Origin of the sequence: Sporocytophaga sp. (assembly GCF_017745095.1) — a bacterium.
In the GTDB taxonomy this organism is placed as follows: domain Bacteria; phylum Bacteroidota; class Bacteroidia; order Cytophagales; family Cytophagaceae; genus Sporocytophaga.
In genome coordinates this window covers 323,792-334,426 of sequence record NZ_JAGHZZ010000007.1, presented here as the reverse complement: position 1 = coordinate 334,426, position 10,635 = coordinate 323,792, and the positions used below count along the sequence as shown (strand labels likewise).

Here is a 10,635-nt window from a genome sequence, read left to right as displayed (position 1 = left end):
GTTCGAGCTGGATTGGTGGAGAATCCGGAATATTATTTACACAGCAGCGCCAGGGGTCTTTTTTATGTACATCTATTATGCTGAAAACGACGTCTACGACTACCCACGCAATAGCGGAACACTAGCTATTCTTGTATATCGTAAAATTTCGCCGGTTTTAGGACCAAGAATATGCTAACGCAATATTTTTATATGTAAAAATTTTTAGTCTGGTGTCTGGTCTATAGTGTTTTGTTTTTATATGAATCGCAAAGATAAAAAAAAGTTGAAAGTTAAAAGCTTAAAGCAGAGTGACAAATCTTTTAGAACTTTGGCATGGAACGAGTATGCATGTTGGAATAAAAGAAAAGGTAAAACAAGTATGCGATTAATTTAGATCCTTTTGTGATGATGATTTTAGTTTACAGCATCATTCCTTCCCAAAAACTCTTTTCTTCCTTTCATTTGTTCTGATATAAAGGAGGTTGAATTATGAAAAAGTTGTCTTTATTATCTATAGCCCTATTGACATCCATCTTTTTTTTGAGTGGATGCCATGATAGAGATCATTATGATTCAGGTTACAATTATTCATACCCTGATGGATATTATTATGAAGGGGATCGTCATCACCATGATCGTGATTATAATTATGACTATGACTATGATCGTGACCATCATCATGATCATGACAAAAAACATCACCATGATCATGACCGGGATTAGTCGTATTGCCAAATAGTCCCGTTTGCAAAGAGGATTTCCGAGAATGGCGATTATATCGCCATTTATTTATGTCTAGCCCAAAAAGTGATATAGGTTTGCTAATAACGACAATGAAGCATTTTGTTTTGATATTATCCATTTGATTTTTTTGTGGTTCCTGAATTTTTTTGAGAAGAGTGGGAACGATTTGGAAAAGATAAGTCTACTTTATATAACTACTATTTATGAAGTTTTTTAAAACGTTTATTTTTATCTCAATAACTCTGTTCATCTTTATGTATGATATTTATTCTCAGACACTAAAGCTTGATAACGATTTTGGGGTTTTTAATAATTTCTTCGATTGCGAATATGTCAGAGATAAAATAATTCTGTTGAAGTTCCGTGTAATGGAAAGAGATTAAAACCTCTTGATTTTTTATTTCCTTCATGCATTTCACTCTTAAATCTTTACTATGAAAACCCAAGCTCTACTAGTATTTTTTTTCTTGTTTACAGTTAATCATCTAAAAGCTCAAAATTTTATATGGTCTAACAGGATACAGGTGTATCAAGGAACAAAATCGATAGCCTGTGATGATTCTGGAAATGTATATGTAGCAGGCACTTCTTATGGTGCAGTTTCATTAGATAGCGTTAAGTTATCCGTACCATTATTTTTTGCAAAATACAACTCAGAGGGCAATTTGGTTTGGGAGAAAACGATAAAAGGTAATGTGAATATGATGAAAATCTGTATGGACTCTAAAGGGAATATTTACATAGCTGGGAATTTTAATGGATCTGTACTTTTTGGTCAATACCAGTTATCGAGAGACAATTATCAATATTCGAATTTTCTAGTTAAATGTGATTACAACGGAAATTTTTTATGGGCAAAGAAAACTTTTTCAGGATCATATTTTGAAACTCCGATGATTTCAACCGACAATATTGGTAATGTATACCTCATAACAAGCAATGGAGTAAAGTTTGAATCTGATTTGCCAGTTTCAGAAGATGGAAAAATTGTAATTTCAAAGCTTAATGATTCGGGAGAATTTCAATGGATCAAAACAACTGGAGTAACCGAGGGAGGGGTTCAGGTGAATGACTTCTCTGTAGATTCAATAGGAAATATTTATATTACCGGTAGCTTTGGAAGTTATTATTTTCCTCTCAATGGAAGCATTTCTTTTGGTACTAATTCGTTGGTGCCTTATGGGGAAATAAGTATTTTTTTGACGAAGTTCGATGTGCATGGGAATTCTGTTTGGGCTAAAAGGGCAGGAGGGGAAAGAGCTCCATATGTAAATTATTATGATGATAAAGGGCAATTTCTTCATTTAGATAATTTGGGAAATGTTTATATGAGTGGGACTTTTGGGGATTCCGCCGTTTTTGAAGGTGTAAAAGTAAAACGCAAGAAAGATGATTACAGGGGAATGTTTTATTGTAAGTATGACACATCAGGGAATTTTAAATGGGTTAAATCAGACGCCAAAGGTGATATTACTACCGACTATAAAGGGAATATTTATGTTGTTTCAGAAAAAGATTTGTTGATAAAATGTAATCCAGATGGCGAAAAAATTTGGTCAATCACTGCACCAATAGAAGCAATTGACCAATTAGATGGGCCGCAAAATTTACTTGCCACAGATTCAAAAGGAAATTGTTATATGATTGGTCTATTTATGAGAAAAATCACCTTAGGTCATACTACTTTTGTTTCTCAAGATGATGGAACAGCTATATATGTATCATGTATCAATGATGGAACCTTTATGCCCAAACGCGTTAATACTATAAAAGGAAAAGTTTTCACTGACAAGAATGGAAATTGCAGCTTTGATTCCGGAGAGGATATATTATCCAATGTAGCAGTTACTGCCTCGCCTGGAGGCTATTATACCATTACTGATCAAAATGGAAATTATGAGTTCAAGGTTGATTCAGGTACTTATCATGTTTCTTTGGTGAAAGTGAAATCTGATGTAGCACAATGGAAGGAAAATTGTTTCCAAAATAGTTATGAAGTAAAGTTTACAGGAGAGAATCAGGATGTGTCAGGATTGGATTTGGAATTAAAAATAGAAAACTGTCCATTGCTTGAAATAAGACTAAAAGATTCGTTTTCTGAATTTACTGGTGAACATTTTAATTCTTGTGACTATCCTGATTCTACGTATATTTTCTATTGTAATTATGGAGATGTGCCGGTAAGCAATGTCCAATTAAAATTGGAATATCCTCAGGGTATTTTACCAATAGCCAGTAGTCTTCCATGGGATAATATTTCAAACAACGTAATTACCTTTGATATATCAACTTTAGGCGCAAAAGAATGTGGTTACATTGGAATAAAAGATTTAATAGAGCCTTGTGACGATTTACGAGTCTTTACTTATTCTGGATCCATAACACCATTTTCCTCCTGCAAAAACAAGGATACAATATTCTACAAATCTTCTTTAAGTAAGTCAAAGCTTGTTCCCGTGAGTGTAATAGGTTCAATTAGTTCGGATAATTTAAAGATTTTAACTTACCCAAATCCATTCAATGAAGAGATGACATTCTCAATAAACGGTTTGGACAAAGTCGAAAATGTCGTTTTAAGTTTGATCGATTCTCAAGGAAAAACAAAATATAAAGAGGATGTAGAAGTTATTTCTATGGATGTCAATATAACTTTGAAGGATCTTAATCTGGATCAGGGAATCTACTTTTATAAAATTGAATCGAAAAATAGAATGATTGGAAAAGGAAAACTTATAAAAATGTAAAATGCGAAAGCTATTTGAATATCAGATGTAATGACCACTAGTCCTCGTTTCAACGAGGACTAGTGAGTTATTTATTTATGTCCACCACCGGGACTACCACCACCACCACTAGGGTTGCCACCTCCCATATTATGTCCGCCACCTGGTTGGCCGCCTCCCATGTTACCTCCACTAGGTTGACCACCTCCTGGATTATTGCCACCACTGGGATGTCCGCCTCCCATGTTATTACCTCCGCCAGGTTGGCCACCGCCCATATTGTTTCCGCCACTAGGATGTCCGCCTCCAGGATTATAACTTCCGCTAGGGTGACTTCCTCCCATATTGCTATTGACACTAGGTTGGTCACCTCCCATATTCATATTATTACCTTTTCCAGGATTACCGCCTCCAGTATTGTTACGATTGGTAGGTTGGTTATTGAACATATTGGTACCTCCTTTATTTCCCCCTCCTTGTAGATTGTTATTATTAATGTTCGCATCATGATCGTGATGATGTCCATGACCTCCATAATAATTATAATTAGGATATGAATTATTGTAAGGATATGAGTAAGAATTATAGTAAGGATAAGAATATGAATAAGGGTATGAATAATCATAAGGATACGAATAATTATAATTGTAATTGTAGGGATACCCTGTACCTCTATAATTTGAATCATAATAGTCACCATCATGACATCCGCTCAAGATAAAGATGGATGCCAATAAGGTCGTAAATAGTATAGATAGTTTTTTCATTGTATTAATTTCCTTTATATCAAAACAAATGAAGTGAAGGAAAGAGTTTTTTTAGATATTGATGCTGTAAAATAAATTTATAATCTCAAGGATTATTTAATTACTTCGTTCTTTATTGAACCTTTTTGTTCTTCTATATTTTTGTTTGAGACGAGGATTTTCGAGAGTAATGACTGTATCGCTATTTATTATTACCTTTGTAATTCAATAAAATAATTTCGCGTAACTACAGAAATGTTGGGCAAATATCCATGTATTCTTTATTAAAGCGAGTATTAGAGAATCAGCAGTAATTAATATGAAACATTCATTGATCCTTATCGGATTTTTATTTGTAACAGTCTCCGCTATAAATGCCCAGGCTCAGAGTGATAATGATTTTTTAAGTCTTATTAAAAGTTATGAAGTTGATAGTTTACCTTTTTGTACAAAGTATTCGGAAGAAGCAAAATCAAATATTGAAAGCTATAGCTTTGATATTAATCAAAGTCGAGAGAGACATCCTAGTGATGAAGCTGAGAGTATTATCAGAAAGTTTTTTTTCGGAGGAAGGAAAGATGTGTATGTTCAGAATATTTGGGATAGTGATACTATTGAGATAGTGTCAATAGATAATTATTTGGAGTCTAATATAGTCTATGTAAACAATGTGGTTATTAAAGCTCAGAAATATATAGGAATGGTGTTTGGCAAAGAAGAGGAAGAAGGTTCAGAAATGTATTTCTGTACATTTACTAAAAAGGGCGAATTAATTTCAAAGATCTCATTTGGATTTTATGCTCACGCAGGCTCTTACAGTATCGACGACGAAGGAGGGCGGGCTCCCTATTATGCCGAGAAAATCGGATGTATCAATAAAGACTATTCAATAATCACTGATGATGGGCAGGGCGAAATTCTTAAGTATAAAATATTGGCCAGTGGTAAAATTGTTGAATTTAAATAGTTGTAGTTTTTCTTCCAAGAATTTCAAATTCTATCTAAATAACTATAGTAATAAGAATCTTTTTTGCTAGAATTCGACAGTATGAAAAGTAAGCTGAGAAAAATCATAATTGATAGCCTGGAATACTTGTATTCAGTTACAGATAAATACCATTCCGAGAATGAATCTAATACATTAACAGTTAAGGTTTATTTAAGCGGTCACAAACAGACACCATTAATTATAGAATTTTTAACTTATGAAGATTATTATATTGGACAACCATAAAAGTCCGGTATTGAGTTGATTAATAAAATTACCAAAACAACTGATAGAGTGAATATCAATGAACCCAAGTTTATAAGACAAATAATCTCACAAGGAATAAAAAATGGTTGGACAGGAGATAATAAATTAGAGAATCAAAACGGATTAATATACTTAAACGAATTAGGTTGCGAAACAAGTAGGATAAAACCAATAAGTCCCCCAAATCCTGATAAATAACCCCAATAATCCCCTGTGTGCAAGGATTATTGAGGTGATAACATTGATCAATCATGTCCGCAGATTCCAATTAGTATTTAATAAGGCTTAATGATCTGGCCGGTATTTGCACCGAAAACACTTTTTCTAAAACCAAATTCTAATTGTTTCATAGTTACAGGAATATCACCTGGGAAATAGGGGAAGTATTGTGGAGATGATTCAATTACAGTTGGACTTACAGCATTAATCCTTATTCCATTTCCTAACTCAATTGCTGCAGCTCTTACAAATCCCTCAACTGCTCCATTGGCTGCTGAAGCATTTGTAAAATTTAACTGAGGGTCGTGAGAGAGCGCACCGGTAATTAATGTAAAGGATCCTTTAGGGTTAATATAATGCTGACCAATTAGAACCAGATTTATTTGTCCCATCATTTTACCTTCAACGCCTTGTCTGAATTCTTTATCAGTAAGAGTATTCCAGGGCCCTACATAGGTCGGACCTGCTGTAGAAACGAGGGCGTCAAAAGTGCCAATTTTCTTATACATATTTTCAATTGAAACAGTAGAGGTTATATCGACCTGAATATCTCCACCTTTATTCGCAGCAGTTATTATATCATGCTCTTTTTCAAAAGCAGTTGTTAGGTGTTTCCCCATTGTACCGGTCCCACCAACAATTATGATCTTCAATTTTTTCATTGTTCTTTTTGTTTACTTATTGTTTTAAAATTGTTTACAATTATTGACTTACTGACAGCTATGCCAGCTGTTGTTCCTGTTCCTACGGCGTTAGCAATAGTTCTCATACGAGAAGAATTGTCTCCACAGGCATATACATCTTTAACAGTGGTTTCCTGTGAGCCATCAGTTACTAAATATCCTTCTTTGTTTATTTCACATCCTAAGCTTATTGGAATGGAGCAATGTTGTTCAAAGTGTGCTTTAACATAAATTGCTTTTACTTCAGTATATGAGCCGTCAGTAAATAAAATGCTTTTAATCTGCCCTTGGCTGTGAACTAATTCCAATATATTGTGCTCATCAACCTTTATCATGTGTTTGCAAAGCAATTCAGTTTGCTCAATAGATAACTTTGATGGACCATTTGTATAAAGAGTAAGGTCCTGAGTCCAGTTTGAAATCAACTGCGTTAGATCAAAAGCATTCACATCATTGCCTATGATACCTGTTGTTTCATTTTTAACTTCATAACCATGACAGTAAGGACAATGCAGCACAGAGATACCCCAGCATTCTTCAATTCCATTAATCGAAGGTAGAATGTCTTTTATGCCACTAGCAAATATCAATTTACTGGCTGTGAAAGCTTCTCCTTTTTCAGTCTCTATCTTGTAACCAGTAACAATCTTTACTCCTTTAATGGCTTTATCTTTCAAGAAAGAAACTGTCTGATATTTTTCGACCTGCATCCTTGCTTTAGATGATATTGCAAATGGTGGATGGCCATCCTGAGTTAAGAAATTATGTGAGTAAGGTGTCTGCTTGTTGCCAGGATCTCCATTGTCAATGATCAAAACGTTTTTTAGAGCTCTGCCAAGAGCCATTGCGGCCGCAAGTCCGGAATAACTTCCTCCAATTATTATTACATCATAGTGGTCCATATTATTTTATCATTTAATTGCTTGAGATTAATGGAAAGGAAAGAGCTTGTTATGTAAAGCATTCGTTAATGTGTACATTAATGACCTTCTCTTTAAGGAGAGGGATTTAGTGTGAGGTATTTTAGCTTTTACTTTAAAAGTTCTTATCTTCAATGAGACTTAAATAGCCAATCTGAAATATTAATTAGCTTTATTTTCTGTTAAATATTGAATGGCCTTGTCTAATAAAGGTAGACCAGCAAAGACCATCCAAGGCACTAATGTAACCGTGAGAATTAGTGTTCTGATGTATAAGGGAAATACGGAAATGTGTTCACCAAACAGTAATAGAAAAATGGTGATGGATGGATAAATGACTGCCCATATCTTAAGAGCCATCATTAATTTCATTTTTGTTTTCATACTGAATTAGTTTATGACTACAAAGGTATATTATGCAGTCGGCAGCATGATAGGACAAAAATAAAGATGGATAGGACTTATTTGAAATTCTGGCGAAAAGCGTCTGGAGTATATCCGGTTTGTTTCCTGAAAAAGCGAATGAAATAGGAAACATCGTCATAACCTATATGATCAGCGATGTCTTTTATCTGATTAGTTGTTCCTAGCAAAAATCTTTTAGCTTCAAGAATGATTTGTTGATTTATGAGGTCTGAAATAGATTTACCGACAGATGATTTTGTTATAGAGTTTAATTGATATAAAGAGAGGTTTAAAAGTTCTGCATATTGAGAAGCGTTCTTTTTGGAGCAAATGTTTTCTTCCAATAGGCTCATTAATTCCTCGAACCTGTCTTGTATATATAAGTTTTCTATTTTTGAACCCCTCTTTTCATTGACACTTTGTCTTAAATATTCAATAAAGAATAATTCAAGGTATACTTTTATAGCATCAATATAATCTTCTTGCTTTTTATTAAACTCATTGAAAATACTGGATAAAATAGATTCTAATTTGTTGAAATTGTTTTTCTTAACTTTGCAATAATTTTTCCCTATTGCTTTTCTAAAACGTTGATCGGCTGGTTTATTGGTGGGCTGATAAAAGGCCGGATCAAATTCCATTATATATCCTGTACTCTTTGATTTTATAGAAAGCGCATGAACCTGACCAGGTCTCAGTATAAAAATATCGTGATTATGAAGTTGATGTTTTATAAAGTCAATTTCATGGGTACCCTCACCCTTTTCAAGTAGCAAAATAAGAAAGAAATCATGCCTATGCAGGTCGTGAACAATATCTCTTCCTTTTAGTATATCTGTTATTTTGCGAATGCTAAATTGACCCGTTACACTTAATTCGGTGTATTTGGATGATAACCTTCGAATAGGGATCTGTTTCATAAGAAAAATCAAAGTACAACATTAATTTGCCACTAAACAAAGTTTTTAAAACAAAGTCATATTTTTGTCCAATAATCTTCATTGGGAATGAATATTAATGAAACTGGCTTGACAAACAGTCCCGAATATTATTTATATAAGAATGAGGTGATCCATGTTGGGAATGAGGAGTAGAGATTGAGTTTTTTTCGGCTATTTAACTAAAATTAATAAATAATTAACATAATATGAAAGTATCTATTGCATCCTTCAACGTGGAGAATCTGATTACTGCAGAGAAGAGTATATACGGCAATACGTGGCCACAATATACAACTGAACAGTATCCTAAGAAAGTAGGCTGGATCAGGAATCAGTTGCTTAATATGAATGCCGATATTATAGGGTTTCAAGAGATTTTTGAAGAGCAGGCGCTAAGGGATTGTTTAAAAGGTACTCATATGGAGAATTGGCATCTATTTGTTGCAAAACCTACTGGCAAATTACCTGTTAATGCAATCCTTAGTAAGTTTCCGATTGTGAATACTCAGGTAATTGAAGACATACCTTTTCAATTTGAATTTTTTGACGACCGACCTGTGACACCTTTGTTGGAAAGTTCGTCAATTTTCATACCCATTAGCCATTTTTCCAGAGGGGTATTAAAGGCTGAAATCAAACTAAATGATTCGGTTTCTTTAATTGTCTTTGTTCTTCACCTAAAATCCAAAAGGCCTATATACCGTGATGGGTTTCGTGCAGATGCAGCTAATTATACAGAGAAAGCAATAGGAAGCATTCGCTCACTGATCAGAAGAGGAATAGAGGCGGCAGGTGTAAGGCAACTTGTTTCTGAGCAAATTTCGGTAGACAATAACAAACCATTAGTGGTTCTCGGAGACTTAAATGATGGAGATACATCGGTAACAAATCAAGCAATTATTGGTGAACCCCCTTATAGAAAACTGAAGCCGGAAGAAAAAATAAAATTATGGCAGCAAGTACTTCAGAATGTTATAGATGTACAGGCTAGGAAAAGCATAGATAATTACCATTACACTTATATCCATAACGGGCATATCGAAAGTCTTGATAACATATTTGTAAGTAATCATTTTGCAGATCTCAATTCTGCCAAAATAGGAAGGATTATCGATGTAAGAGCATATAATGATCATGTGATTGATACTACGGTTTCAATGGATAGGAAACCGTTTCATGTATCAGATCATGGGCAAATAGTGGTGAATATAAAACTTTTTGATCGTGTTAATTGGGATTGAATTATTACAAAAAAGAAAACTATAAGCGGTAAAGGCTTACCGCTTATAGCTTTTACTGTATGCTCGGATCATTTTTAAAGACCGTAGTCAATTCATTACGGAAGTTGGATATAATTTCTTTTTCTTCACTACTTATTCCCTGAAATGCCAAAGCAATCTTTTCCAAAACATCTGCGAATTTTCCATATTCAGAAAAGGGGCCATGATGTTTAAAAATATCAATAGCTTTGGAGTAGGCTTCTTTTACTGTCTTTGATTTTTTGTCTTCGTAATTGAAAGACCAGATTATATCGGAAGCCCACTTGTCATCTTTAAGGACATTTTCAAGTACAACTCTTTCTTCATTTTGAATAGCACCGTCTGCTTTTGCAACTGCATAAACGAGTTCGCCAAAAGCTTCGTAAAGTTTATCGATTTCAGCCATTTTTGATTTCTAAAAATATTAATGATGATATAATAGTTAAATATACTACTATTTAGCAGAAAGCTAAAGGGGAGAAGTATAAAACTAACTTTTGGTAGCAAAAAAAAAATTAGGATTATTACAGTATGTAGAGACGCCAGACATGGCGTCTCTGCACTGGCTTGAAATTTTATTTACCGGTAAACTATAATGATAACGATTATTGTCAGCAATATTAGCCTCTTTGTTCATTGTTAAAGCTATTGAGACCTCACCATATAATCTCTAATGTTTTTCTAGCTCGGTTATATTTATTTTTTCTCCTACTTATTCTTTTCGTGATGTCCACAAAATATATAAATCACAAATGAAT

At 33.9% G+C, this 10,635-nt stretch carries 13 protein-coding genes; 7 read left to right on the top strand and 6 right to left on the bottom strand.

The features are described 5' to 3' along the window. Positions 1-471 precede the first annotated feature (471 nt). The 3 genes from J7604_RS13140 to J7604_RS13130 all read left to right on the top strand — a co-directional run bounded on the left by J7604_RS13140 (position 472) and on the right by J7604_RS13130 (position 3,470). The gene (locus tag J7604_RS13140) at positions 472-705 is read left to right on the top strand and encodes a hypothetical protein (protein WP_293896795.1); all 234 of its coding nucleotides are present in this window, start codon (positions 472-474) and stop codon (positions 703-705) included. 224 nt (positions 706-929) lie between these two features. Continuing rightward, complete coding sequence (locus J7604_RS13135) at positions 930-1,109, top strand: hypothetical protein (protein WP_293896794.1); 180 nt, start codon at positions 930-932, stop codon at positions 1,107-1,109. 51 nt (positions 1,110-1,160) lie between these two features. Further along, on the top strand, positions 1,161-3,470 hold the full coding sequence (locus J7604_RS13130) for a T9SS type A sorting domain-containing protein (protein ID WP_293896793.1): 2,310 nt from the start codon (positions 1,161-1,163) through the stop codon (positions 3,468-3,470). Between the two features lie 71 nt (positions 3,471-3,541). On the opposite strand, the gene J7604_RS13125 is transcribed toward J7604_RS13130, so the two are convergent. After that, positions 3,542-4,216, bottom strand: a complete 675-nt coding sequence (locus J7604_RS13125) for a hypothetical protein (RefSeq protein ID WP_293896792.1) — start codon at positions 4,214-4,216, stop codon at positions 3,542-3,544. A gap of 298 nt (positions 4,217-4,514) precedes the next feature. On the opposite strand from J7604_RS13125, the gene J7604_RS13120 reads away from it, so the two are divergent. The 3 genes from J7604_RS13120 to J7604_RS13110 all read left to right on the top strand — a co-directional run bounded on the left by J7604_RS13120 (position 4,515) and on the right by J7604_RS13110 (position 5,648). Beyond that, positions 4,515-5,162 (top strand): hypothetical protein, encoded by a 648-nt coding sequence (locus tag J7604_RS13120; RefSeq protein ID WP_293896791.1) that lies wholly within the window; start codon positions 4,515-4,517, stop codon positions 5,160-5,162. A gap of 81 nt (positions 5,163-5,243) precedes the next feature. Next, entirely contained in the window at positions 5,244-5,429 is a 186-nt protein-coding gene (locus J7604_RS13115) for a hypothetical protein (RefSeq protein WP_293896789.1), read from the top strand. A gap of 48 nt (positions 5,430-5,477) precedes the next feature. Then, on the top strand, positions 5,478-5,648 hold the full coding sequence (locus tag J7604_RS13110; protein ID WP_293896787.1) for a hypothetical protein: 171 nt from the start codon (positions 5,478-5,480) through the stop codon (positions 5,646-5,648). Between the two features lie 77 nt (positions 5,649-5,725). Here the strand turns inward: J7604_RS13110 and J7604_RS13105 are convergent, their stop codons facing one another. The 4 genes from J7604_RS13105 to J7604_RS13090 form a co-directional block, all read right to left on the bottom strand. Next, on the bottom strand, positions 5,726-6,331 hold the full coding sequence (locus tag J7604_RS13105; RefSeq protein ID WP_293896785.1) for a short chain dehydrogenase: 606 nt from the start codon (positions 6,329-6,331) through the stop codon (positions 5,726-5,728). Continuing rightward, the gene (locus J7604_RS13100) at positions 6,328-7,254 is read right to left on the bottom strand and encodes an NAD(P)/FAD-dependent oxidoreductase (RefSeq protein WP_293896783.1); all 927 of its coding nucleotides are present in this window, start codon (positions 7,252-7,254) and stop codon (positions 6,328-6,330) included. Before J7604_RS13100 ends, J7604_RS13105 begins: the two co-directional genes overlap by 4 nt. 180 nt (positions 7,255-7,434) lie before the next feature. Next, complete coding sequence (locus J7604_RS13095; RefSeq protein ID WP_293896781.1) at positions 7,435-7,635, bottom strand: hypothetical protein; 201 nt, start codon at positions 7,633-7,635, stop codon at positions 7,435-7,437. Between the two features lie 98 nt (positions 7,636-7,733). Next, the gene (locus tag J7604_RS13090) at positions 7,734-8,597 is read right to left on the bottom strand and encodes a helix-turn-helix transcriptional regulator (RefSeq protein WP_293896779.1); all 864 of its coding nucleotides are present in this window, start codon (positions 8,595-8,597) and stop codon (positions 7,734-7,736) included. A gap of 227 nt (positions 8,598-8,824) precedes the next feature. On the opposite strand from J7604_RS13090, the gene J7604_RS13085 reads away from it, so the two are divergent. After that, a complete protein-coding gene (locus J7604_RS13085) occupies positions 8,825-9,859 on the top strand; it encodes an endonuclease/exonuclease/phosphatase family protein (protein ID WP_293896777.1) in 1,035 nt (344 codons plus the stop codon). 52 nt (positions 9,860-9,911) lie between these two features. Here J7604_RS13085 and J7604_RS13080 read toward each other — a convergent pair whose 3' ends face one another. Next, a complete protein-coding gene (locus J7604_RS13080; protein ID WP_293896775.1) occupies positions 9,912-10,283 on the bottom strand; it encodes a TerB family tellurite resistance protein in 372 nt (123 codons plus the stop codon). Positions 10,284-10,635: the final 352 nt, after the last annotated feature.